20 protein-coding genes are annotated in these 23086 nt (G+C 76.3%); 7 read left to right on the forward strand and 13 right to left on the reverse strand.

The features are described from left to right. Positions 1 to 77: 77 nt before the first annotated feature. Entirely contained in the window at positions 78 to 1769 is a 1692-nt protein-coding gene (locus AC6EXY_RS18620; protein ID WP_499817384.1) for a bifunctional aminoglycoside phosphotransferase/ATP-binding protein, read from the reverse strand. Between the two features lie 164 nt (positions 1770 to 1933). Then, a complete protein-coding gene (locus AC6EXY_RS18625; protein ID WP_101832169.1) occupies positions 1934 to 2446 on the reverse strand; it encodes a hypothetical protein in 513 nt (170 codons plus the stop codon). Between the two features lie 726 nt (positions 2447 to 3172). On the opposite strand from AC6EXY_RS18625, the gene AC6EXY_RS18630 reads away from it, so the two are divergent. Then, positions 3173 to 3646, forward strand: a complete 474-nt coding sequence (locus AC6EXY_RS18630; RefSeq protein ID WP_101832173.1) for a TM2 domain-containing protein — start codon at positions 3173 to 3175, stop codon at positions 3644 to 3646. After that, on the forward strand, positions 3639 to 4109 hold the full coding sequence (locus tag AC6EXY_RS18635) for a DUF2752 domain-containing protein (protein ID WP_243407579.1): 471 nt from the start codon (positions 3639 to 3641) through the stop codon (positions 4107 to 4109). The genes AC6EXY_RS18630 and AC6EXY_RS18635 overlap by 8 nt, the downstream gene beginning before the upstream one ends. 35 nt (positions 4110 to 4144) lie before the next feature. Here AC6EXY_RS18635 and AC6EXY_RS18640 read toward each other — a convergent pair whose 3' ends face one another. From AC6EXY_RS18640 to AC6EXY_RS18665, 6 genes are all read right to left on the reverse strand, one after another. After that, positions 4145 to 4660, reverse strand: a complete 516-nt coding sequence (locus AC6EXY_RS18640) for an acyl-CoA thioesterase (RefSeq protein WP_101832170.1) — start codon at positions 4658 to 4660, stop codon at positions 4145 to 4147. A gap of 53 nt (positions 4661 to 4713) precedes the next feature. Next, positions 4714 to 6225 carry an amidohydrolase family protein gene (locus tag AC6EXY_RS18645; protein WP_101832171.1) on the reverse strand — a complete coding sequence of 504 codons (1512 nt, stop codon included), beginning with the start codon at positions 6223 to 6225 and terminating at the stop codon, positions 4714 to 4716. Continuing rightward, positions 6225 to 6848 (reverse strand): TetR/AcrR family transcriptional regulator, encoded by a 624-nt coding sequence (locus tag AC6EXY_RS18650; protein ID WP_101832172.1) that lies wholly within the window; start codon positions 6846 to 6848, stop codon positions 6225 to 6227. Before AC6EXY_RS18650 ends, AC6EXY_RS18645 begins: the two co-directional genes overlap by 1 nt. A 9-nt stretch (positions 6849 to 6857) precedes the next feature. Next, complete coding sequence (locus AC6EXY_RS18655) at positions 6858 to 8576, reverse strand: MFS transporter (protein ID WP_243407580.1); 1719 nt, start codon at positions 8574 to 8576, stop codon at positions 6858 to 6860. A gap of 229 nt (positions 8577 to 8805) precedes the next feature. Then, complete coding sequence (locus AC6EXY_RS18660) at positions 8806 to 9594, reverse strand: FadR/GntR family transcriptional regulator (protein WP_101831778.1); 789 nt, start codon at positions 9592 to 9594, stop codon at positions 8806 to 8808. Between the two features lie 289 nt (positions 9595 to 9883). Further along, positions 9884 to 10855 (reverse strand): glycoside hydrolase family protein, encoded by a 972-nt coding sequence (locus AC6EXY_RS18665; RefSeq protein WP_115537946.1) that lies wholly within the window; start codon positions 10853 to 10855, stop codon positions 9884 to 9886. Between the two features lie 138 nt (positions 10856 to 10993). Here AC6EXY_RS18665 and AC6EXY_RS18670 point away from each other — a divergent pair, with 138 nt between their 5' ends. Next, complete coding sequence (locus AC6EXY_RS18670) at positions 10994 to 11929, forward strand: sulfotransferase family protein (protein ID WP_101831777.1); 936 nt, start codon at positions 10994 to 10996, stop codon at positions 11927 to 11929. A gap of 25 nt (positions 11930 to 11954) precedes the next feature. Here AC6EXY_RS18670 and AC6EXY_RS18675 read toward each other — a convergent pair whose 3' ends face one another. Both AC6EXY_RS18675 and AC6EXY_RS18680 read right to left on the reverse strand, forming a co-directional pair. Continuing rightward, positions 11955 to 12347 (reverse strand): DUF2237 family protein, encoded by a 393-nt coding sequence (locus AC6EXY_RS18675; RefSeq protein WP_101831776.1) that lies wholly within the window; start codon positions 12345 to 12347, stop codon positions 11955 to 11957. Positions 12348 to 12466: 119 nt separating this feature from the next. Beyond that, on the reverse strand, positions 12467 to 14428 hold the full coding sequence (locus tag AC6EXY_RS18680; RefSeq protein WP_101831775.1) for an amino acid transporter: 1962 nt from the start codon (positions 14426 to 14428) through the stop codon (positions 12467 to 12469). A 239-nt stretch (positions 14429 to 14667) separates the two neighbouring features. Here AC6EXY_RS18680 and AC6EXY_RS18685 point away from each other — a divergent pair, with 239 nt between their 5' ends. From AC6EXY_RS18685 to AC6EXY_RS18695, 3 genes are all read left to right on the forward strand, one after another. Continuing rightward, positions 14668 to 17046, forward strand: coding sequence for a UvrD-helicase domain-containing protein (locus AC6EXY_RS18685; protein ID WP_499842376.1), 2379 nt, complete (start codon positions 14668 to 14670; stop codon positions 17044 to 17046). 100 nt (positions 17047 to 17146) lie between these two features. Next, positions 17147 to 17725: a nuclear transport factor 2 family protein gene (locus AC6EXY_RS18690; RefSeq protein WP_499817382.1), complete on the forward strand. Its 579-nt coding sequence runs from the start codon at positions 17147 to 17149 to the stop codon at positions 17723 to 17725. A gap of 61 nt (positions 17726 to 17786) precedes the next feature. Next, a complete protein-coding gene (locus tag AC6EXY_RS18695) occupies positions 17787 to 18182 on the forward strand; it encodes a VOC family protein (RefSeq protein ID WP_101831772.1) in 396 nt (131 codons plus the stop codon). A 106-nt stretch (positions 18183 to 18288) separates the two neighbouring features. On the opposite strand, the gene AC6EXY_RS18700 is transcribed toward AC6EXY_RS18695, so the two are convergent. The 3 genes from AC6EXY_RS18700 to AC6EXY_RS18710 all read right to left on the reverse strand — a co-directional run bounded on the left by AC6EXY_RS18700 (position 18289) and on the right by AC6EXY_RS18710 (position 22376). Next, the gene (locus tag AC6EXY_RS18700) at positions 18289 to 19878 is read right to left on the reverse strand and encodes a sensor histidine kinase (RefSeq protein WP_499817381.1); all 1590 of its coding nucleotides are present in this window, start codon (positions 19876 to 19878) and stop codon (positions 18289 to 18291) included. Positions 19879 to 19935: 57 nt separating this feature from the next. Further along, entirely contained in the window at positions 19936 to 20694 is a 759-nt protein-coding gene (locus AC6EXY_RS18705; RefSeq protein WP_101832279.1) for a response regulator transcription factor, read from the reverse strand. Between the two features lie 110 nt (positions 20695 to 20804). Then, positions 20805 to 22376: an MFS transporter gene (locus AC6EXY_RS18710; protein WP_243407605.1), complete on the reverse strand. Its 1572-nt coding sequence runs from the start codon at positions 22374 to 22376 to the stop codon at positions 20805 to 20807. 77 nt (positions 22377 to 22453) lie between these two features. Here AC6EXY_RS18710 and AC6EXY_RS18715 point away from each other — a divergent pair, with 77 nt between their 5' ends. Next, on the forward strand, positions 22454 to 23074 hold the full coding sequence (locus AC6EXY_RS18715) for a TetR/AcrR family transcriptional regulator (RefSeq protein WP_101832277.1): 621 nt from the start codon (positions 22454 to 22456) through the stop codon (positions 23072 to 23074). The last annotated feature ends 12 nt before the right edge of the window (positions 23075 to 23086 follow it).

Below are 23086 nucleotides of genomic sequence, written 5' to 3' on the forward strand. Positions count from 1 at the left end.
TCGCCCGCCTGGCGACAGCCGTGGACCGGTCGTCCGGACGTCGCGGCCCCGGCTGCGGGGTCAGTCCGGCTGCGGGGTCAGTCCAGACGGTTGAGGACGGTCTGCAGGGCCTCGGCGACGGACACCGCGGTGCGCACGACCGTCGCCGACGGCCACGGGTCGGCGCGGGCCGCCATCGCCCGGTGGATGGCCACGGTCGCCTCGGAGGGGTCGGGGCCGGCGGCGAGGCGGCGGGCGATGCGCGCGGCGGCGACCTCCGGGGTGGTGACGCAGTGCAGTTCGACGAGGTCGGCGCAGACGTCCGCGGCGAGGTCGGCGACCGCCTGGCGGTGGCGCGCGCTGGACCAGGAGGCGTCGAGGACCACCCGTTCGCCGCGGCACAGCGCCGCGCGGGCCCGGCGCAGCATCTCGGCGTAGGTCGCGTCGGTGATCGCCGGCGCGTAGCGCCCGACCCCGTACCCGGCTCCCTGCGGCGCCCGCGGTCCGGGGTGGCCCGCGGCCGGGTCCGCGGGGGTGGAGCTCGACGGGGGCGCGGGCGCCGGGGTGGGCGGGGCGGAGTCGGGCAGGTCCGGGCCGACGAGTTCCTGGCGGATGATGTCGCTGCGCAGCAGCACCCAGCCGTCGCCGACCTCGGCCAACCGGCTGGCCAGCGTCGTCTTGCCGGTGCCGGGCAGCCCGCCGACGACGACGAGGCGGACCCTGCCCGCCCGCAGGTGGCGGTGGGCGACGGCGAGCAGCCGCCGGGCCCGCTCGGCGACGTCGGGATCGCCCTGGCCGTGCAGGCAGGCCGCGCGCGCCTGGTCGAAGGCCCGGTAGGCGACGTAGAAGTGCTGCAGCGAGCGGGGGTGCACCTCGCCGCTGAACTCCCGGTACGCCTCCAGGAAGTCGGCGGCCTCCTCGGCGGCGCCGAGACGTTCGAGGTCCATCGCGAGGGAGGCGACGTCGCCGAGCACGTCGCCGGAGCGTCCCCGCGGGTCGAACTCGACGCAGTCGAGGATCCGCGGACCGTCGTCGAGGCAGAAGATGTCCTCGGCGAGCAGGTCGCCGTGGCCGTCGCGGATCCAGCCCGCGCGGCGGCGCTCGGCGAGCAGCTCACCGCGGCCGGCCAGGTAGCGCAGGGCGAGGCGGCCGATGTCGTCGACGACGGCGGCGTCGAGCTGGCTGCCGCGGAAGGGGGCGAGCGCGGCGAGGCGCTCGCGCCACAGCCCGGCCAGCGCCGCGCGCTCCCCCGCCGCCGCGATCGCCGCGCTCGTCTCGCAGCGCTGGTGGAACACCGCGAGCGCCCGGGCGACGGCACGCAGCGTCGGGCCGACCCGGTGGCCGCGGCGCACCAGGGTGGACAGCTGGCGGCTGGCGGGCATCCGGCGCATGACGACGAGATGGTCGATGATCTCGCCGGTGTCGTCGCGCAGGTCGGCGACGCCGAGGTAGACGTCGGGGGCGAGGCGGCGGTTGAGCGCCACCTCGGCCAGGCACAGCGCCTCCCGGGCGCGGCGGTCGGTGACGGTGAACAGCCCCAGGTCGACGGGCTTGCGCCGCTTGTAGGCCCGGTCGCCGAGCAGGTACAGCAGGGCGCCGTGGGTCTCGGTCGTCTCGCCGGCGGCGAGCTCCGCGAGCGGCGGGGCGGCCAGGCGCGGCCCGACGGCCTCGACGCCGAACCCGATGCCGAAGCCGGGGCCGAACCCGGGGCCGGTCGGGGTGGGCGTGCCGGCGGTCCCGCCGCCGGCACCTGCGCCGGGCAGCGCATCCCGCACATACTGGACGGTCATCGCCTCTCCCGGGGTCGAACACAGGCATCGATAGTGCTCACTGGCCATGCTCGCCGGCCGGGGGCGAGCCCACGACCGCCAGAGGTTGCCTACCCGGGGGACGTTCGGACCTCCCTGGCCGGTCTTGCGACCCGGGAGGTCCGAACGTCAGCGATCCTCGATCGTCACCGGTCCTCGAACTGGCGCAGGAACGCCTCGCGCTCCGCCGTCGCGTCGCTGATGAGGCGCTCGGCGCGGGCGAACGCGTCGTCGTCGAGGAGCAGCTGGCCACAGTAGCGGTCGACGAGACCGGCGAGGGTCAGCAGAATCGTCCGCAGCTCCTGCGGCGTCGCCGCGATCCACGGCCAGGCATTCTCGCGCATTCCGTAAACCGAGTGCAAAATGTCCTGGACGCTCAGCGCACGCGGCGGGTTAGTAGCCGCCGCGGCGCCCTGCGGCGGCCCGGAATCGGCCTCCGACCACATCCCGACGCGGGCGCCCAGCGCCCAGCACGTCCACGGATCGCACGCGACGTCGAGCATTCGCCGGTCACCGCGGAACAGGACGTGCCAGCCCGTCCTTTCCGCCAGGAACAGGCCGTACTTCTCGGCCAGCGGCTCGAGTATCTCCATCGCGGCCAGATCGAACTCGGCGCCGGCCCGCCCACCACCGGATCCCTCGCCGTGCTCCTGTCGCATCGCCAGTCACCTCGCCATCCGGTCCCTCGGGCCAGCTCCCGCCGGTCCGGTCGCGCCAACACGCCGGAGCGCGCGCCACACCAGGGCGCACGGACGTGCCGGCGGCGTCGGGACCCGCGGTGAACTGTAGAAGACAACCAGGGATCGTGTAACGAAAATCGAGACCCTTGTCCGCGCCGGCGTGGATTGTTGGAACGCCCCGGGCGCGGTCCTCGGCGCGCGCACATCCGGGATATCGGAAACGGAGCGACAAAGATGCCGCGGGCGGGCCGGTGACGTTCCCGGCGATGATGGGAAAAGCCCAGGTCAGGACGACACGCCGGGCGGGGGTGGGGAATGCCCCGGGGCCGGGGCCGGCACCCTGGCGGGCACCCGCCAGCCCGCGGCCACTCGATACGACCACCACGGACCAGCTACGCGAGACCAGCACCGCGACCACGAACGGGCCCTGGTGCCCCACGGGGCCGACCGGCCGGCCTCAGGCCAGTCGGTCATCGGGCGCCGTCGCGCACCCGTCCGAGCAGGCACGGTGCGTCACCGGTCGCGTAGCGGACAGACAGTGGTCAGGGAAGGGCGGTCGCGGCCGCGCGCCACCTCGGTAGCATCGCCTCGATCTCCGCGCCGAGGGCCCCGCACCGGCCTGCCACCAGGGCAGATCCGCCGCGGGCCGTGCCCGGCGCGGCGCCCGGTGCCATCCGCCGGGTCCGTTACTCCTGGGAGCTCACGATGACGTCGCCATGGCAACCGCAGGACCAGCCGCAGGGCTACCAGGGGCAGGCCGGGCCCGCTGACCAGCACGGCTACCCGCAGCAGGGCTGGCCCGGCGGCCCGGCGGGCGGCCCCGGCTACCCGGGTGGGCAGCCCGGCTACGGCGCCCCGGGCGGCTACCCGCAGGGCCCGCCGCCCGGCTACGGCGCGCCCGGCGGCTACGGCGGCCCGGCGCCCTACGACGCCTCCGCCCCCTTCGGCCGGCACCCGGTCACCGGCGAGGCCTACTCGGACAAGCAGAAGCTCACCGCCGGCCTGCTGCAGATCCTGCTCGGCGGGGTCGGCGCCGGCCGTTGGTACCTCGGCAACACCGGCATCGCCCTCGCCCAGCTGTTCACCTGCGGCGGCCTGGGGGTCTGGGCGCTCATCGACGGCATCATGATGCTGACTGGCAACGTCCGCGACCAGCACGGCCGGCCGCTGCGTGACTGACCGGTCCCCCACCGCCGGCGGTCCCACCGCCGGCGGCGAGCGGGCCCCGCGGAGCGGGGGCGCGGACATGCCGGCGGCGGTGGCGCGGCGGCGGCGGGTCGTCGCCGCCGCCGTGGCCGGCGCGGGGGTGGTCGGGCTCGTCTACCTGGCCGGGCACGACCCGCACGACCCGGGGGTGGCGATGCCGCGCTGCCCCATCCGCCACCTCACCGGCCTGGACTGCCCGGCGTGCGGCACGCTGCGCGCCACCCACAGCCTGCTGCACGCCCGGTGGGCCACCGCCGCGCGCGACAACGGGTTCGTGCTGGCCTGCGCGCCGCTGCTCGGCGGCCTGCTGGCCCGCCAGGCGAGGGCGGTGGCCGCAGGGCGCCACGCGCCGGTGCCGCCGCGGGTCGCCTACGGCCTCGGCGCCGCCGCGCTCGCCTGGATGGCGCTGCGCAATCTGCCCTTCTGGCCTGCCTGATCAGCCCCCACGGCCGCCGTGGGTGACCGGGGTGGCTAGCGGGGCCGGGAGGCGGGTGTGGACGCCGTCGGCTCGGCCTGCTGGCCGGGGATCCGCGGGGCGATGTCCGGGGCGGGGAAGGCGAGCGCCTCGATGCGGGCCCGCCGCTGCGGTGGGATCACCGTCGGCGTGGTGTCGACGAGATGCACTATCACCGTGTCGCACAGGCCGAGGCAGACACCGTCGAGGAACAGTCCCGAGCTGTGGGTGAACGACGACCGGCCGACGCGGCCCACCCCGGTGCCGACCACGAACGTCCCCGGGTACGGCGCCTCGGCCAGGTAGTGGATCGAGACCTGGGCGATGACGAGCCGGAAGCCGGTGAAGCCCGTCGGTGCGCCCTCGTCGAAGATCCGCCAGTCCAGGGCGGCGCGGGCGTCCTCGTAGAACGACGCGAGCGCCACGTTGTTGAGGTGCCGGTTGGTGTCCAGGTCGCTGAACCGGGCGGTGACGCTGTGGCTCAGGGGGTAGCTGGCGAGGCTGAGCCGCTGCGGATCGCGTCTGGGGTCCATCCCGCCACAATGCCGAGGGATCGACTCCGGCGTGCCTGGGTGCAAGCAATGTCTCACTCACCGGGCGTGGCGGCGACGGGCACGCCGGCGATGAACGTGCGGCGGACGTGGGCGGCCGACGGGTCGGCCAGTGCCGCCGCCAGCGGCCGGTCCAGCAGGCACAGGTCCGCGGGCGCGCCGGGCCGCACCGCGCGGGGGCGGGCGGGATCGGTCGGCGTGCCGAGGAACAGGGCGAGCGCCGCGGGGGCGGCGAGGCGCTCGCCGCCCCCGAGCACCACGCCGCCGGCCGTACGCCGGTCGGTCGCCGCGCGGATCGCGCGCCACGGGTCGGGGTCGCCGAACGGCGCGTCGGTGCCGGCCGCGAGCCGGACGCCGGCGCGGGCCAGCGACGCCGCCGGGTAAAGCGCCGCCGGGTCCTCGTCGGTGATGTCGGCGAGGTAGCGGTCGCCGCGTTCGGCGATGAAGTTCGGCTGGGTGACCACCGTCAGCCCGCCGGCGCGCAGCATGTCACGCAGCTCGGGCGGGACGACGGCGGCGTGCTCGATCCGGTCGCCGCGGCGGTGCCCGGCGAGTGCCAGCGCGGTGAGGGTGAGGATCAGCTGGACCCGGGTCACGCAGTGCACCGCCACCGGCGCGCCGCCGTGGTGGGCCGCGGCGATCCGGGCGGTCAGGGTGTCGAGGTCGGGCAGCCGGTCGTCGTCGAGGATCAGTTTCACCGCGCCGTCGCGCACCCGCTCCCCCGCCGGGATGCCGCCGCGATCCGTCGCTGGCGGCCCGTGCGCCGCGGGTTCGGGGCGCATGAGGGTCAGGCGCTGGGGCAGCGCGCCGGTGCGCGACGCCTCGACGAGCAGCCGGCGTTCGGCGTCGGACCGGCCCGGGGTCGCGTCGGTGAACCCGGTGACGCCGCGGGCGGCGGCGGCCCGGCCGAGCGCCGCGAGGTCGACGGGCACCCGGGGGATCGCCGCGGCGCGGCGCAGCCAGTCGTCCATCCGCCACAGCCGGCCGGTCGGGTGGCCGGCGGCGTCGCGTTCGACGCCGGGCAGCGGGCAGGCCTCGACGCCGGCCAGGCGCAGCGCGGCGGAGTTGAGCACCCACAGCGCGCCGCCGCGGTGCTGCAGCCGCACCGGCCGGTCGGCCACGAGCACGTCGAGGCCGTGGCGGTCGAGGTCGCCGGCGACGCTCGGGTGGTAGCCGACAGCCCGCACCCAGCCGTGCGCGCCCGCCCCGGGGGCGGCGCGCAGCGCGGCGCGCAGCCCCGCGGCGTCGCTGACCCGCGGCGGCCCGGCGGGCACCGACGACGCGGCGGCCGCCGCGGACAGCAGGTGGACGTGATGGTCATGCAGGCCCGGCAGCAGCGCGCCGCCGTCGGCGTCGACGACCGTCTCCCCCGCCCGGGGGCGCAGCGGTCCGGCGCTGACAGCGACGACGAGCCCACCGTCGACCCGCAGGTCGACGATCCGCCCGGGCGAGTCCGTACCGGCCCCCGGCACACCGGCGGGTTCGCCGCCGCCCAGCGGGGTCAACCGCGCCCGGCGCAGCAGCAGCGCGCCGCCGGCGCCGGCCATCAGCCGGTGCCGTCGAGCAGGCCTTGCAGCGCGGGGGCGCACAGGCGCACGATCCGCTCCCGTTCCGCGACGCTGATCGCGGCGGCCCGCACGACGTGGCGCTGCACGCCGAGGCCGAGCAGGTAGGCCAGGACCAGCTCGGCGCGCAGCGCGGCGTCGGGGCCGTCGAGGCGGGCGCGCAGCCGGGCGACGACCTGCTCGCGGAAGTTGCCGCGCAGCAGGTCCGCCAGGTCACCGTGCTGCAGGGCGAAGGCGACGCGGATGAGCGGGTCGCGGCCGTGGGCGTGTGCGTCGAGCAGGACGCGCAGCAGGTGGGCGCCGAGTTCGGGCAGGGGGGCGTCGAACAGCTCGTCGGTCTCCTCGCCGTAGCGGGCGGCGCGGGCGAACAGGCGTTCCTTGCTGCCGAAGTACTTCAGCACCAGCGGGGCGCTCACCCCGGCGTCGGCGGCGATCGCCTTGAGCGTGACGGCCTCGTAGGGCTGGCGGGCGAACGCGCGGCGGGCGGCGGTGAGGATCGCCTCCCGGCTGACCTCGGCGTCGCCCCGCCCGCGGCCACGGCCCGCGGCGGAACCGGGCGGCGCGCACACGGTGGGGCTCAGGGTCGCGCTCGCGGCGCTGGTCATGTCCGCTCCTCAGCCCGTCCGCAGGTGGCCGGCGTCCCCCAGCGGAACACCCCCGGGGTGCACGTTACCCGCGGTCGCCGGCCCGCCACCGACGGCCGTGCGCAGGGCGCCGCCGACGGGCCGTGCGGGTGGCCGGCGGCGCACCACGACCGTGGCGTCGCCGTCGGCGGACCGGCCGGCTCCGCGCGGCGCCGGCAGGCCGGCGACGTCGACCGCGCCGCTGCCGTCGACCAGGTCGACGAGGGCGCTGCCGTCGGCGCGGGTGGACGCGTCGGCGCGGCCGGTGTCCGTGGCGGCGGCGCGGGTGGGCACCAGCAGGCTGGCGACGACGGCGAGAACGGCGACGACGGCGGCGGTGGCGAACACGATGCGGAAGGCGGCCATGGTCGGCGACGCCCCCGTCGAGGTGGACACGGTCAGGTGGCCGAGCACCGCGGCGACGACCGCGCTGCACATCGCCTGGCCCACCGTGCGCAGCAGCACGTTGAGACCGTTGGCCGCGGCGGTCTGGGTGCGTGGCACGGCCCGCATGGTCAGCATCGGCATCGCCGAGTAGGCCAGCGCCGTGCCGGCGGCGACGACCGCCGCCCCGACGACGATCATCGTCAGGGTGTCGCTGAAGGCCATCCGCAGCACGTAGCCGCCGGCGAGCGCGGACGTGCCGAGCAGCAGTGTCGCGCGCGGCCCGCGGGTGGCGGTGATCCGCGCGGCGGCCGGGGACAGCGCCACCATCGCGACGCCGCCGGGCAGCAGACACAGGCCGCTGGCGAACACCGACAGGCCCAGGCCGTAGCCGGTCTGTCTGGGCACCTGGACGAGCTGGGCGGTGGACAGCGAGTTGGCGTAGAAGGAGAAGCCGACGAACAGGGCCGCGATGTTGGGCGCGAGCACCGCGGGGCGCCGGGCCACGCGCAGGTCGACCAGCGGGTCGGTGGCGCGCAGCTGCCAGCGGGCCCAGCCGGCGAGGATCACCGCGGCGGCGAGCAGCAGGCCGAGGAAGCGCGGGGAGACGAAGCCCCAGTCGGCGCCCTTCGACAGCGCCAGCAGCAGGCACAGCAGGCCCGCGGCGAGGCCGACGGCGCCGGGCAGGTCGAAGCGGGCGGGGGCGCGCACCGGCGAGTCGCGCACGATCAGCCAGGCGAGGACCAGGTCGGTCAGGGCGAGGACGCCGGTGACCCAGAAGAGCACGTGCCAGTCGGCGACCTGGACGATCAGGGCGGCGAAGGGCACGCCGAGGGCCGCGCCGGTGCCGACGGTCGCGCTCATCATGGCCACCGCCGAGCCGACCCGCTCGGGGGGCAGCTCGTCGCGCAGGATGCTGATCGACAGCGGGACGATGGCGAGGCACGCGCCCTGCAGGCCGCGGCCGAGGACCAGCAGCCAGATCGACGACGTCGACGCGCACAGCGCCGAGCCGGCGGTGAGCATGCCGAGGGCGACGAGCAGCATCCGCCGCTTGCCGAAGATGTCGCCCGCCCGGCCGAACAGCGGCGTCACGACCGCGCCGACGAGCAGGGTGACGGTGACGAGCCAGCTGACGTCCGCGGCGGAGGCCCCGGTCAGGCGCGGCAGGTCCGGCAGCAGCGGCACGATGCACATCTGCGAGATGGCGACCAGCGTGCCGCCCGCGCCCAGCACGGCGGCCAGGCGCCGGGAGCGCCCGGGGTTCGCGGCGCTGACCCGGCCGGCGGCGGGGGTGGTGCTGGCGGTGGGGGCAGGTCGGTCCACGTCACTCCTCGGATGATCGGCGACGCCGCCGGCGGCCCGACCGGCGCGACGCCCACCGAACAGTGAACGCACGTTCACCATCAAAGGTCAACATCGTCGTGGCGCGAATCACCCGACGTGGTACACGTCCGCGCAGGTCAGGACCGCGCCCCCGGGCTCCCCGGGACCCCCGGACAGCGGTGCGCGCCGGTGGCACTCCCCCACCCGACCCACCCGACCGGGCGGCGCGTCAGTCGAGGATGTCGACGACCGTGTTCGGGTCGACGTCGCGCAGCAGCAGCGCGTTGGTCCGCTCCAGGTGGAACCGCCACAGCGCCTGGGCCTCGTCGGCGGCGCCGGCGCGGATGTGGTCGAGCAGCAGGCGGTAGGTGTCGACGGCCTGGCGGCAGGCGGCGAGCGTGCCCGGATCGTCCTGGGCGAGCGCCGCGCGGGTCTTCGCCGCGACGTGCCGGCCGATGATCTCGTGCATCATCCCGGCGGTGACGACCAGCGCCCGGTTACCCGACCCCTCGACGACGGTGCGGTGCACCTGGGAGAACGCCCCGCCGGGGCGCTCCCGGCGGACCTCGTCCTCGCACACCTCGATGTCGGCGACGAGCGCGGCGATCGCCTCGGGGGTGCCGTGCGCGGCGAACAGCGCGGCCCCCAGCGGCTCGACGCCGAGCCGGGCGGTGAGCACCTCCGCGATGGTGGCGCCCGCGAGCTGCAGCAGCAGCCCGGCGGGGCGGGCCACCATCTCGGGTCCGGGCACGCGGATACGGGCGCCGGTGCGCGACCCGCGGCGCACCTCGACGAGGGACTCGGCCTCCAGCACCCGCACCGCCTCGCGCAGCGTCGGGCGCGACACCCCGAAGTGGGTCATGAGCTCGGCCTCGCGGGGCAGGAAGTCCCCGGCGCGCAGCTCCCCGGAGACGATCATGCGGCGCAGGCGGCGGGTGAGCAGCTCCGCCGTCTTGGGTGAGCGCACGCTGTCGCCGGGCAGCCGGCTGGCGGGCACCGAAAACACCTCGGCGGTCATGGCGACGGTTCCTCCTACGCTGCGGCGGGTGCGGTCCGCGCCCGCCGCGAGGCGCCGCGCGAGGACCCAGCCCGCGGCGAACGCCCCGGATCATGAACCCGATGTACACGGACAGCCGGAACCGGCGCGAATATCGGGTGAGCATGCCCCCGACCGAGACACGATCTTACCGCCTGTTGCCGATGAATACCGTGATGCATCCCACGGGGGTCGCGGCGGCGCGGTGCGGCCGCGGTGTGCCCGAAGCGGCGTTCACCGTCCCCGCGGCCGGGGGGCGGCGCCGGGTGGATCAGGCCGGCTCGTGCAGCTCCGTGCGTAGTTCGTGGCTGCCGTCGGGGTTCGCCGCCTCGTAGAACAGCCGGTGACCGCCGCCGGGCAGGGGCACAACGGTGACGTAGCGCAGCGCGCCGTCGCCGACCGTCGCGACGGCGACCGGCTCGTCGCCCACGGCCTCGAAGCGGCGCGCCGTGTCGGCGAGGGCGAGGCCGGTGCGTTCGGCCCAGTTCTGCTCGGCGCTGGCCCGCCCGTCGTAGAGGGCGACCGGGCGCGGGCCGTCGGTCAGCACGGCGCTGATGCGCACACCGCGGGCGTCCCAGTGCCCGGGGCGCGGGGCGAGGGCGGTGCCCGTCCAGGTCCAGTGCACGCCGTCGGGGCTGGTCGCGTGGCGGCTGTCCATCCGGTCGGTGGCGTGCGGGTCGTCGAGCGGGTGGCAGGAGGCCCACAGCTGCCAGCCGCCGTCGAGGGGGGCGACCACCGGGTCCTTGACCGCGAGGGTGCGCGGGTCGCCGGGCAGGACGGTGCGGCGGCGATCCGGGTCGAAGCCGCCCGGGGAGTCAGCCTCCAACAGGTCCACCCACCAGTGCGGGCTCGCGGGCGCGGCGCAGCTGACGTACAGCCGGAACCGGCCCTCGGGGGTGACGACCAGCGCGGGCCGTTCCAGGCTCTCGGCGCCGAACGGCTCCCGGGGTACCACGGCGAGCTCGCGGAACGTCTCACCGTCGGTGGAGTGGGCGATCACCAGCCCGAAGCCGCGCCCGGCACCGACGGGGCGCCGCAGCCGGTAGGCGAGGTAGAACACGCCGTCGACGAGGATCGCGCTGGGGGCGCCGGCCCAGTGCCCGGGGCCGCGCCCGGGAGCCTCGGCCACGGTGACGGCGGGGCGGCGGCCCGGCAGCGGCACCGCCCGGGCCTCGAGGTGCCGCGCCTCGAGGTGCCGCGCCTCGACGTGCCGCGCCTCGATGTGCTGCGGGCTGGTTGCCATCGCGCAACCCTACCGTTGCCGGACATCGCAGGTGTCGCCAAGCCGGTCCCACCGCGTCCCACCCGCGGCTACCATCCTGATTTCACCGGTCGACTTGCTTGGGTTGGCCACCGTCCGAACCGCCGGAGCGTTCCCAGCATGGCCCTGCCCGACTTCCTCGTGATCGGCGTGCCCAAGGCGGGCACGACCGCGCTGCATGCCGCGTTGGCCCGCCATCCGGCGCTGTTCCTGCCGACGGTGAAGGAGCCGAAGTTCTTCCTGTCCGCCGGGCCGCCGCCGGCCCGCGGCGGCCCTGGCGACGCGCAGACCTACCAGGAGCATGTCTGGCGCCGCGGCGACTACGAGGCGCTGTTCGACCCGGCACCCGAGGGGGCGCTGCGCGGCGAGGCCACCCCCTTCTACCTCTACGACCTCGACGCGCAGAACCGCATCCGCCGGCTGCTACCCAAGGCGCGCCTCGTGGTGCTGCTGCGCAACCCGGTCGACCGGGCGCACTCCAACTGGACGCACCTGTGGGCCGCGGGCCTGGAACCCGAGCGCGACTTCGTCCGTGCGTGCGCGCTGGAGGAACGCCGCCGCGCGGCCGGGTGGGCGGATTTCTGGCACTATGTCTCCCTCGGCCGCTACGGCGAGCAGCTCGCCCACCTGTTCGGCCTGTTCTCCCGCGACCAGGTGCTGCTGTTGCGTTACCGCGACCTGCGCGACTCCCCTGCCGAGACGCTCGACCGGGTGTGCGCGTTCCTCGGCGTCGAGACGGGGCTCGTCGACCTGGTGCCCGCGCAGAACGTGACGCCGTTCGTCGCCGACACCCCGGTGAACGGCGTGCTGCGGGCGGTGCTGCGCACCGGCGGGCGGGTGGGCCACCACTTCCCGGTGCCGGTGCGCCGCGCGGTGCGCTCCCCGCTGCTGGGCGCGCTGCAGCGCCAGCGCGGCGGGCGGCCGACGCTGACGCCCGAGCAGCGGCGCGCGGTGCTGCCCTACTTCGTCGACGACATCGCCCGGCTACAGGAGCTCACCGGCCTGCCCTACGACGACTGGCTCACCGTGGGCCTGGAGCCCGAGACCATCGACTGAGCCGTGCGGCCGGGCCCGCCTGCGCTCAGCCGAGCGAGCGCGGGTCGGCGGGGACGTCGACGGCGTGAGCACGCAGCGCCTCGAGCGGGATCACCTCCAGCGCCCGCTCATGGGTGCAGGCGAGCACGACGGGCGCGGCGAAGCCAGCATGGTAGGCCTGCAGCCAGCGCACGGCGACCACGCACCAGCGGTCCCCCGGGCGCAGGCCCGGGAAGGAGTACTCCGGCCGCGGGGTGGACAGGTCGTTGCCGACCTGACGCTGGTGGCGCAGGAACTCGGCCGTCACCACCGCGCACACGGTGTGACTGCCGAGGTCCTCCGGGCCGGTGCTGCAGCACCCGTCGCGGTAGAACCCGGTCACCGGATCGGTACCGCAGGGTTCCAGCTCCCCGCCGAGGACGTTTCGTTCCGCTGCCACCCCGCCATTTTCTCCCACTCCCGCGGTGGTCACACGGGGTCTGGCCAGATCGGGCGGGATGCGTCTGGGTGATGCCGCGCACCCGCCACCGCGCTCGCCGCCCGGGTGACGCCGGATCGTCAGGCGACGTGGACGTAGGGGCGGGCCCCCGGGTCGGGTTCGGCCTCGCGCAGCACCTCGCGGGTGACGGTGGCGACCTCCCCGGCGCCGAAGAACAGGAACCGCAGGAAGTTGGCGATCGGATTGCCCTCCGACCATTCGAAGTACACGTGCGGGCGCACGGCGGTGACGTCACGCAGGTGCAGCAGCAGCGCGGCGATCGCGTTGGGCACCGAGGTGCTGGTCAGGCACAGGATCCGGAAGCCGTGGCGATCCACGGCGCGCACGTCGAGCTCGGCCTCGAACTCGGACGAGTCCGGGATGGTGACCTCGAGGAACAGCAGCGGCACCCGTTCGGGCACATACAGCTCCTCGCGGGCCTTGCGCACCTTGTCGACATACTCGGCCGCGTCGCCGGAGTCCAGCTCGTTGGCGACCAGGTGCAGCGCGCCGGCGTCGGCGGAGTGGCGCACCCAGGCGAGTGCCGTGTCGTCGAGGCGCACCCCGGTGACCCGCAGCTCGAAGGAGCGCAGCGCCCGCGACGTGAACGACACGACCAGGATCGCGATGATGAAGATCGAGCCGATGATGAGCCCGTCGGGTCGTTCGATGATGTTGGCGACGGTGGTGTAGACGAACACGGCGGCGATGACGCCGAAGCCGATCGTCCGCCCGCGCTGGCCGTGGCGCGCCGCGGCGAGGGTGACGGCGAGCGACGCCGAGGTGATGAGCACCAGCACGCCGGTGGCGTAGGCGCCGCCCTGCTTGTCGACGCTGGCCTGGAAGACGAGCGTGACGGCGAAGCCGATCAGGGTGAACAGCAGCACCAGCGGGCGCACCGCCCGGGCCCAGTGCGGCGCCATCCCGTAGCGCGGCAGGTAGCGCGGGACGAGGTTGAGCAGCCCGGCCAGCGCCGACGCGCCGGCGAACCACAGGATGAGGATGGTGCTCACGTCGTAGACGGTGCCGAAGGCGGCGCCGAGGTCGCGGTGGGCGAGGTAGGCCAGCGCCCGCCCGTTCGCCGGCCCGCCGGGCTCGAAGGCCTCGTGCGGGATGAGCAGCGTGGTTGCCAGGCTGCTGGTGATGAGGTAGAAGGCCATGATCGCGGCGGCGGTGGTGAGCAGGGTGCGGGCGCCGCGGATGCGTCCCTCAGGGTGCTGCTCGCTGTCGCCGGGGGCGCCGCGCACCAGCGGCATCACCGCCACCCCGGTCTCGAAGCCGGACAGGCCGAGCGCGAGCTTGGGGAAGACGATGAGCGCGAAGCCGACCAGCGCGAGGGGGTCGGGATGCTCGCGCACGAGCAGCGCGTGCCAGTCGGTGAACAGGTGCGGGTGGGTGGCGAGGCGCACGAGGCTGTCGGCCACGACCACGGCATTGAGGCCCAGGTAGAGGACGACGAGGACGACGGCGATGCCCACCGCCTCGGTGAACCCGCCGAGGAACACCGCGGCGAGCAGCGCGAGCAGCACCAGCGTGACGGCGACCTGGTGGCCGTGCAGGGCGTGCGGGGCGTAGGGGTTCTCCAGGATGTGGGCGGTGGCGTCGGCGGCCGACAGGGTGATGGTGATGAGGAAGTCGGTGCAGGCGAAGCCGAGCAGCACCAGGACCAGGATCTTGCCGTTCCACCAGGACAGCTGCTTTTCCAGCATGGCGATCGAGCCCTCGCCGTGCGGGCTTTCACGCGCGACGCGGCGGTAGACGGGCAGGGCGCCGGCGAGGGTGACGAGCACCAGCACGGCGGTGGCGATGGGGCTCACGGCGCCGGCGGCGAGCGCGGCGATGCCCGGCTGGTAGCCGAGGGTGGAGAAGTAGTCGACGCCGGTCAGGCACATCACCCGCCACCACGGGTGCAGCCGGTGCTCGGGGGCGGGCTGGGCGTGCGGGCCGGAGTGCCGCTGTGCCTGCTCGGTGCCGGCGAGCAGCCATGCCCGCAGCCGCCGGGGCGCGGCGCGCGGGCGGTGCGCCGGTGCGGGCGCGGTCACGACGGACGGGAGCGGCGGGGACGCGGCATGCCGTGCATCCTCTCCCCTCCCGGCCCGCCGCGACGCGCGCCCCTCCCCGCCGGACGCCGGCGACGGGGGTACCACGTCGGGGGATGCCGCGCCGTGATGGGGGCGCCCGGGGGCGCACGATGGTGGCAGGTGTTCGGCAGTACGTGACTGATTCCGCAATTTCAGCGCAAAGAGTCGCTCTATGACCACTGTTTGTATAGTTTGCGCTCGTGGCGATCGTGCACGAGGGCTCGGGCGGGCCCGCCGCCGAGCGGGTGGAGCTCGCCCACCTGGAGGCCGTGGCACTGTGGGAACGGGCGGCGGGCGGGCTGGGCGCCGCGCCCTGCTCCGGGCCCGCGGGGCACCGCGTCACCGCCGCGCTCGGCGCGCTGACCGGCCCGGGCCGCCCCTGGCGGCTGCTCGCCGACCGCCGCACCCGGGGCGACCGGGGGTTGGGCGTCGAGCTGCTGCTCGTCGGCCCGCCGGGAGTGTTCGTGATCGGCGTCCAGCGGTGGGTGCCGCGTCCGGCGCCGCGGGGCGGGCGGCCGTTCGCCGGCGGCGGGCACGGTGTCGGCGGCGAGATGGACGGCCCCGGTGCCCCCGGCCACCGCGACCTGGCGGCTCTGCGCGCGGCCGCCGACCTCGCCGAGCAGGGCGTCGCGGCGATCGGCCTGTCCCCGCTCGCGGTGAGCCCGGTCCTCGTCGTCGACGGCCACCGGCTGGACACGGTGCTCGGCCGCGTCCATGTCCTGGGCACCGCGGACCTGCTGCCGGCGCTGCTGCGCCTGCCCGCCCGGCTGCCCGCCGACCGCGTCGACGCGGTCGCCGCCTGCCTCGCCGCCGCGTTCCCGCCGGCGGGCGGGCGACGGTGCGGCGGGGCCCGCCCAGGGGAGCCGTTCCCGGCCGGACGGGGGCTGCCTGGCGGCGGCCCGTCGCCGGGTGGCGACGGGCGGGAGCTGTTCGCGGTGTGGGAGGTCGCCGAGGCGTTGCGGGCCGCGGCGCTCGACGCGCCGCTGGAGCACTGGATGACGTTCCTGCACCCGGCGCAGGTGGCCCTGGCCCGGCGCCGCTTCACCGGGCCGGCACGGATCGCGGGGGCGGCCGGCACCGGCAAGACGGTCGTCGCGCTGCACCGCGCGGCGCACCTGGCACGCCGGGACGGCGGCCCGGTGCTGCTCGTGACCTGCGCGGGGACCCTCCCGAGGGTGCTGGACGCGGGCCTGCGCCGCCTCGCCGGGCCACACGTCGCCGCCCGGGTCGAGACGACCAGCCTGCCCGGCTGGGCGACCGGGTTCCTGCGCGGGCGCGACCGGGCGGTGGCGCTCGACCCGCGCCGGGCGCGCGCCGCGCTGCGCACCGCCTGGGCGCGCACCGGGCGCGCCTCCGTGCTCGCCGCGCTGTGTGACGATCCGCGCTACTGGTCGGACGAGATCGAGCACGTCATCAAGGGCCGCGGTGTCACCTCCTACGAGCAGTACACCCGGCTGCACCGGCACGGGCGGCGCGCCGTGCTGCGCACCCGCCAGCGCGAGGCCGTCTGGCGGCTGTACGAGGACTACGAACGCCTGCTCGCGGCCGGCGGCATCGCCGACCGGCCCGACCTGATCGCCGCAGCGCTCGACGAGGTGCGCCGCCTTCCGCCGGGCACCGACTACACGGCGGTGATCGTCGACGAGGCGCAGGACCTCTCCCTGGTCGGGTTGCGCCTGCTGCACGCCCTTGTCGGCGATCGCCCGGACGGGCTGCTGCTCGTCGGCGACGGCCAGCAGTCGGTCTTTCCCGGCGCGTTCCCGCCGCAGGACGCCGGCGTGCGCCTGCGCGGGCGCACCGAGGTGCTGCGCGTCAACCACCGCGGCTCCCGCCCGATCGCCGCCGCCGCGCGCGCTCTCGTCGACGGTGACCCGCACGACGACGCCGGCGTCCTGGTCGGCGCCGACCATCACGGCCCCGTCGTCACGCCCCGCGACGGGCCGCGCCCGCACCGGGTCGTCGTTCCCGACGCGACGAGCCACGACCAGGCGCTGCTGGCCGCGGTCGGCGACCTCGTGCCCGGACTCGCCGCCACCGGACCGCCCCGCGCCGCCCCCGCGCCGGGCGGCGCGCCGTACGGCGCGCCGCCGGGCGGCGGTTTCGTCCCCCCGCGCCGCCAGGACGCGGCGGTGCTGTGCGCGAGCGCGGCGCAGGCCGACCGGTACGCCGCCCTGCTGCGCCGCGCCGGCATCCCGACCCTGCCCCTGCACCGCGACGACGGCGCCCCCGGCGACGCGGTGAGGATCGGCACCTACCTGGCGGCGCGGGGCCTGGAGTTCGGCCACGTCTTCCTGCCCCACGCCGACGGTGCCGCGCATGACGACAGGGCGCACGACGACAGCGCGGACCGCGACGCGGCGGACGGCGTGACGGCGCACGTCGGCACGGCGCACGTCGGCACGGCGGCGGACGGCGCGACGACGCCTGGCGCTGCCCCGGCTGGGGTCGCCGGGAGTGTCGTGGCGGCCGTGGCGGGTGAGCTGGCCGAGGTGGAACGGCGCCGACGCTACGTCGGGATGACCCGTGCGCGCGAGACGCTGTGGATCGGGGTGATCCGCCCGCCGGCGCCCGACTCGTGACGCGCGCCACGGTACCTGGGGTAACGTCACGCCGGTGCCGGGCGTCAGGCACGGAACCGGCGTGCGGCACCGGCCGGCCCGGCGGATTGGGAGGCATGCGATGAGCAGCAGGCTTGGCCCCTGGGAGCCGGCGACGTTCGAGGAGCGCCTCGACCGGATGGAGTCGCTCGCGGCGATCCGCCAGCTGCCCGCCCGGTACGCGCTCGCGATCGACTCCCGCGACATCGCCGCGCTCGCCGACCTGTTCGACCCGGACGTCACGATGGGTGACGGGCAGACGGGCCGGGCGGCGATCCAGCGCTGGTTCGACGCGAACCTGCGCGCGCCCCGCACCTCGGTGCATCTCGTCGCCAACCACATCATCGACTTCGACGACGCCGACCACGCCCGGGGCATCGTCTACTGTCGCGACCAGCTGGAGCGCCCCGAGTCGGGTCGCTGGGAGATCGGCGACCTGCAGTACTGGGACCGCTACGTCCGCGTCGACGGGGAGTGGTGCTTCGCCCGGCGCACGTTCCACCGCTGGTACCTCGTCGACGCGCTCACCCGCCCCAGCCACGGCGCCGGGGTGAACGACGGCAGCGACCCGCTGCGCGCCCGCCAGCTGCCCGAGGCCTTCGAGTCCTGGTCGCGCTACTGGGCGACCGAGCCCGCCGCGCCGGTGTCCTCGGCCGGCTGAGCGCCGCCGCCGCGGGCCGCGTGCGGGGGCACGCGGGCGGGCGCGGGGAGAGACTGACCGGATGGAGGTTCTCAGCAGCCGCATCCTGATCAGACCGGCGGACCCGGCGCGCAGCCGTGCCTTCTACCGGGAGACCCTCGGGCTCGCGGTCTACCGCGAGTTCGGGCCGCCCGAGCATCCCGGGCTGGTGTTCTTCCTCGGTTCGGGACTGCTGGAGGTCTCCGGGCGCGCGGACGGGCGGCCCGCGGCGGCGCCCGACACGCCGGCCCTGTGGCTGCAGGTGCGTGACCTCGACGCCGAGCACCGGCGCCTCGTCGCGGCCGGGGTGGAGATCCGGCGGGCGCCGCGGCGGGAGCCGTGGGGCCTCGACGAGATGTGGATCGCCGATCCGGACGGCACCCCGATCGTGCTCGTCGAGATCCCCGCCGATCATCCCCTTCGCCGCGACCCCCGCTGAGCGCGGCCGGCCTCGCCCGCCGACCCCAGGCCCGTTGGCCCCCGTACGCATCGGGCCCGTGCCGTCGACCGACGCCCGCGCTGCCGCGACGCGTCCGCCCGCCGGGTCAGGGCGTGGGATCGCCGGTGGGCAGGACGACGGTGAGCAGCGCGCCACCGTCCGGATGGTTCGCGGCCCGGGCGGTGCCGCCGTGGGCGGTGACGATCGCGGCGACGATCGCGAGGCCGAGCCCGGTACCGCCGTCGTCGCGGCCGCGGGCGGCGTCGGCGCGGCGGAACCGTTCGAACGCGTGCGGCAGGAACGCCGGTGGGAACCCCCGCCCACGGTCGCGGACCCGCACGACCACGCTGTCGCGGCCGTCGGGCGCGCGCTGGCCGCCCAGGTCGACGGTGCTGCCGGGCGGGGCGTGGCGCACGGCGTTGGCCAGGAGGTTGTCGACCGCCTGGCGCAGCAGGTCGGGGTCGGCGCGCAGGGTCAGCGGCCGGTCGGCGACGTCAACGCGGACGCGTACCTCGCGGGCGGCGGCGAGGGGGATACGCGCCCGGGCCGCACGGTCGAGGATCTCGTCCAGGGCCACCGGCACACGCACCAGCGGGCCGCCGTCCATGCGGGCCAGGGTGAGCAGGGACTCGGCGAGGCGGATCAGCCGCTCGGTCTCCTCGGAGGCGCTCGCGACGGCCGTGCGCAGCTCGGCGGCGGAGCGGCCGGGGCGGGCGGCGAGCTCCAGCTCGGCCTTGAGCACCGTCAGCGGCGTGCGCAGCTCGTGACCGGCGTCGGCGACGAACGCGCGGTCGCGGGCGCGGGCCGCGTGCAGGCGGCGCAGCAGATCGTTCATGGTGCGGGCCAGCGCCGCGATCTCGTCGTGGGTGGCCGGCACGGCGAGGGCGGGGGCCGTGGTCGGCGCCGCGGGGCCTGGGGCGTCCTCGGCGTCGGCCATCGCGGCGGTCTCCCGGCGCATCCGGTCCACCGGGCGCAGCGCCGCGCCCGACAGCAGCCAGGCGGCGAGACCTGACAGCGCGATCAGCGGCACACTCGCGACGATCATCACGTTGCGGATCCGGTCCTCGGCGCGGTCGGCGAGGCGGGTGGGCGAGCCGACGACGGCGACGAACGTCGGCCCCGGCCGGGCGGGGGCGCCCGGATGGACGGGCACCGCGTACAGCCGGGTGGCGTGGGTGCGCTCGAGCGGCGCGCCGGTGGTGAACCATCGCGGCCGGGCACGGGCGGCGGCGAGCTCCCCCGGTGTGAGCAGCGTGGCCGGCCCGGCATCCGCGCTCGACGCCAGCACCCGGCCGTCGGCGGCGAGCACCTGGGCGATCGACCCGCCCCCCGCGAGCAGCCCGCCCGCCTGCGCCGCGCCATCCCCGGGCCCGCCGCCCGGCACCTGCTCACCGCCGCCACCGCCGTCGGTGCCGGCGCTACCTGAGCCGCCGGTGCCGGCGCCGTTGGTGCCGGCGCCACCGGTGGCGAAGCGGTCGTCGAGGCGGGCGGTGAGGACGTCGGCGCGGGTGCGCAGCTCGGAGTCGACGGAGTCGCGCAGGTTCGCCCGCAGGAGCAGGTAGAACAGCGAGCCGGCCAGCACCAGCACCAGCACCGTCCCGACGGTGAACAACAGGGTCAGCCGCACCCGCACCGTCGGCCGCACCCGCCTGCGCACCGCCGCCCGCATCCGCGACACCGGCCATGCCCGCGACACCGCCAGCGGCACCGCCCACGCCCGCGATGCCGGCCGGTGTCCACGCGCCACGTCGAGCTAGCCCCCGCCGCCGGTCGTCACGCCCGGCGCCCCCGAAGTGCCCGGTGATCCCGCCAGGCCCGATGCGCCCGGCAGGCCCGGTCCGTCCGGCACGCGCAGGCGGTAGCCCACGCCGCGGACGGTCTCGATGAGCGACTCCTCCCCCGGCGTGTCGATCTTGCGACGCAGGTAGCGGACGTACTGGTCGACGATGTTGGAGGTGGCGTCGAACGCGTCGTCCCAGACGTGGTCGGTGACGAAGGTGCGGGTCAGCACCTCGTCAGGGTGGCGCAGCAGCAGGTGGAGCAGGGCGAACTCCTTCGCGGACAGCTCCACCGGCTCGCCGGCGCGGCGCACCCGGTGCGCGGCGGGGTCCAGTTCGACCGGCCCGGCGCGCAGCACGACGGGCCGCCGCACCCCACCGCGGCGGACCAGGGCGCGCAGCCGGGCGGTGAGCTCGCCGAAGCTGAACGGCTTGGGCAGGTAGTCGTCGGCGCCGGCGTCCAGCCCACGGATGCGGTCGGTGACGTCGACGCGGGCGGTCAGCATGAGCACCGGCGCCCAGCGGCCGCGGGCCCGCAGCCGCCGGCAGACCTCGAACCCGTCGACACCGGGCAGCATCAGGTCGAGCACGATCGCGTCGTAGTCGACCTCGGTGGCCGACCACACCGCGTCGACGCCGTTGCGGGCGACGTCGACGGCGTAGCCCTCCTCGACGAGGCCGCGGCGCAGCAGCGCGGCGGTGCGCTCCTCGTCCTCGACGACCAGCACCCGCATGGCTGCGATCGTAGGGTCCACCGGATGTGACGGCGATGTGGCCTCGACAGCACGCTGCCACGACCCGCCACGCGACGACAGGCCGTGACGATCACGACGCGCGGCGCTGGCTAGGGACGGCCGGGCAGCCGGGTGGCGAGCAGGCCGAGCAGGGCCGCGGCGGCGGCGAGCAGGCCGAACTCGAGCGCCGGCCAGTCGGCGCCGGCCCGCTGGCGGACCAGGGCCAGCAGGGCGACGCCGAGGGAGCCGGCGAACTGGATGGCCATGAACAGCGCCGTCGTCCCCTGTGCCTGCTCGGCGGGGGCCAGCGTGCGGAACAGGCCGGCGACGGTGGGCGACGCGGTCAGGCCGAAGGCCAGCCCGACGGCGACGAACAGCGCGAAGCCGGCGCCGAGAGGCAGCCGGTCGGCCGTCGCGGCGAACACGGCCAGCGCCGCGGCGGTGCCGACGGCTCCCCCGCGCACCAGCGGCCGGGCGCCGACGCGGTCGCTGAGCCGCCCGCCGGTGGACATCGACACCAGTAGTCCGAGCCCCATCGCGCTGACCAGCAGGCCCTGCGCGAGGCCATGACGGTCGTGATGCGAGGCGACGAACACCGGCAGCGCGGTCGTCAGCGAGTACATGACGAGGCCGACGAGGCTCATCACCGCGATGCTCACCCCCACGCCACGGCGGCGCAGCAGCCGCAGGTCGAGCGCCGGCGGGCCGGCCGGGGTCGGCCCGCGACGCAGCGCGTGCCACCCGTAGCCGGCGAGCAGCAGCAGGCCGGCCCCGGCGGCGCCGACGACGACCGGCCAGCCGCCGTCACCGCGCTCCCCCGCGCGGTTGACGGCGAACAGCACGCCGACGTACCCGGCGACGAGCAGGCCCAGGCCGCGCACGTCGGCGCGGGGCCGCGGCGCCGCCGGGTCCGGGCGGGCGGCGGGGACGAACGCGAGGGCGCCGGCCAGGACGAGCACGCCCAGCGGCAGGTTGACGAGGAAGAGCCACTGCCAGTGGCCGGTGCGCAGCAGCAGCGTGCCGACGAGCGGGCCCGCGGCCGGCGCCACGTTGACCACGGTGGACATGACGCCGAGCACCCGTCCCATCGTCCGCGCCCCGCCGAGCCTGGCGGCGAGTGCCATCGCGGACGGTTCGAGCAGCCCGCCGCCCGCGCCCTGGACCACCCGGGCGCCGATCAGCTGCGCCGCCGAGCCCGACAGCGCGCACAGCAGGGATCCGGCGAGGAACAGGCCGAGCCCGGTGAGGAACACCGCCCGCCCACCGAAGCGGGCCGTCGCCCAACCGAGCAGCGGCAGCGTCGCGGCGGCGGCCAGCAGGTAGGCGATCATCACCCAGACGACGGTCGTCAGCGGCGCGTGCAGCTCCCCGGACAGGGCGCCGAGGGCGACCGCGACCACGGTGCCGTCGAGCACCGCGACCAGCGCCGCGGCGGCGAGCGCGACCAGTGCCGGCCCGGTCCGCACCCCGGGACCGGGCCGTACCCCCGGACCGGAGCGCGCGTCGGGGGCGGAGTGCGCGTCGGGGGCGGAGTGCGTCTCGGGGGCGGAGTGCGTGCCCGGCCCAGGTTCCGTCCGCGCCTCGGGCCCGGCCCCACGCGCGGTGTCGCCGGCGGCGACGGTCGCCGTCGCGTCGCAGCGGCCTGTGGGCCCGTCTCCGTCCACCATCGTCTTTACGTCCATGGACGGATACTAAACCGTGTAGTAAAGATTTAACAGGGGGCCGGTATAGTGATCGGGAGGCGGCGGGAGGTGGGTCGGTGGCGGTCCGGCAGCGGCAGGTCGACAAGCGGCGGGCGATCCTCGACGCGGCGGCGCCGATCTTCGGCACGCTGGGGTACGAGCGGGCCAGCGTCGAGGCGATCGCCGCCGCGGCCGGGGTGTCCAAGCCGACGATCTACACCTACTTCGGCGGCAAGGACGGGCTGTTCCGCGAGTCGCTGGCCGACTCCGCGGTCGAGCAGAACGGCGACGCGCTGGCGGCGATCGGGCGCCTCGACCTGACCGCCGAGGGCTGGCGGGACAGCCTGCACGCACTTGGCCTGCGGCTGGTGACCTGCCAGCAGGACAGCTGCGCACGATTCCTCCGCCGGCACATCGCCGCGGAGTCCACCCGCGACCCGGAGATCTACCGCCTGGTGCGGGCGACGGCCAGCGACCCGATCCTGGAGGCGCTCGCCGGGCGGCTGGCGATGCTCGGCAACGCCGGGCGGCTGCGGGTGCCGGACCCGACGCTCGCCGCCCGCCAGTTTCTCGCGCTGGTCACGGCCGAGATGCCGGACCTCACCGAGAACGACACCCGCGACGCGGCGCCGGCCGAGGTCCGCCGCGCGGTGGACGCCGGCGTGCGCACGTTCGTCGCCGCGCACACCCCTTCCTGACGCCGGACCGAC

The organism is Frankia sp. RB5 (assembly GCF_059816245.1).

Excerpts from the sequence above, each read along its gene's own strand:
- AC6EXY_RS18620 (WP_499817384.1), bottom strand. The coding sequence starts at position 1,769 with ATGACCGTCCAGTATGTGCGGGATGCGCTGCCCGGCGCAGGTGCCGGC.
- AC6EXY_RS18625 (WP_101832169.1), bottom strand. The coding sequence starts at position 2,446 with ATGCGACAGGAGCACGGCGAGGGATCCGGTGGTGGGCGGGCCGGCGCC.
- AC6EXY_RS18630 (WP_101832173.1), top strand. The coding sequence starts at position 3,173 with ATGACGTCGCCATGGCAACCGCAGGACCAGCCGCAGGGCTACCAGGGG.
- AC6EXY_RS18640 (WP_101832170.1), bottom strand. The coding sequence starts at position 4,660 with ATGGACCCCAGACGCGATCCGCAGCGGCTCAGCCTCGCCAGCTACCCC.
- AC6EXY_RS18645 (WP_101832171.1), bottom strand. The coding sequence starts at position 6,225 with ATGGCCGGCGCCGGCGGCGCGCTGCTGCTGCGCCGGGCGCGGTTGACC.
- AC6EXY_RS18650 (WP_101832172.1), bottom strand. The coding sequence starts at position 6,848 with ATGACCAGCGCCGCGAGCGCGACCCTGAGCCCCACCGTGTGCGCGCCG.
- AC6EXY_RS18660 (WP_101831778.1), bottom strand. The coding sequence starts at position 9,594 with ATGACCGCCGAGGTGTTTTCGGTGCCCGCCAGCCGGCTGCCCGGCGAC.
- AC6EXY_RS18665 (WP_115537946.1), bottom strand. The coding sequence starts at position 10,855 with ATGGCAACCAGCCCGCAGCACATCGAGGCGCGGCACGTCGAGGCGCGG.
- AC6EXY_RS18670 (WP_101831777.1), top strand. The coding sequence starts at position 10,994 with ATGGCCCTGCCCGACTTCCTCGTGATCGGCGTGCCCAAGGCGGGCACG.
- AC6EXY_RS18690 (WP_499817382.1), top strand. The coding sequence starts at position 17,147 with ATGAGCAGCAGGCTTGGCCCCTGGGAGCCGGCGACGTTCGAGGAGCGC.
- AC6EXY_RS18695 (WP_101831772.1), top strand. The coding sequence starts at position 17,787 with ATGGAGGTTCTCAGCAGCCGCATCCTGATCAGACCGGCGGACCCGGCG.
- AC6EXY_RS18705 (WP_101832279.1), bottom strand. The coding sequence starts at position 20,694 with ATGCGGGTGCTGGTCGTCGAGGACGAGGAGCGCACCGCCGCGCTGCTG.
- AC6EXY_RS18710 (WP_243407605.1), bottom strand. The coding sequence starts at position 22,376 with ATGGACGTAAAGACGATGGTGGACGGAGACGGGCCCACAGGCCGCTGC.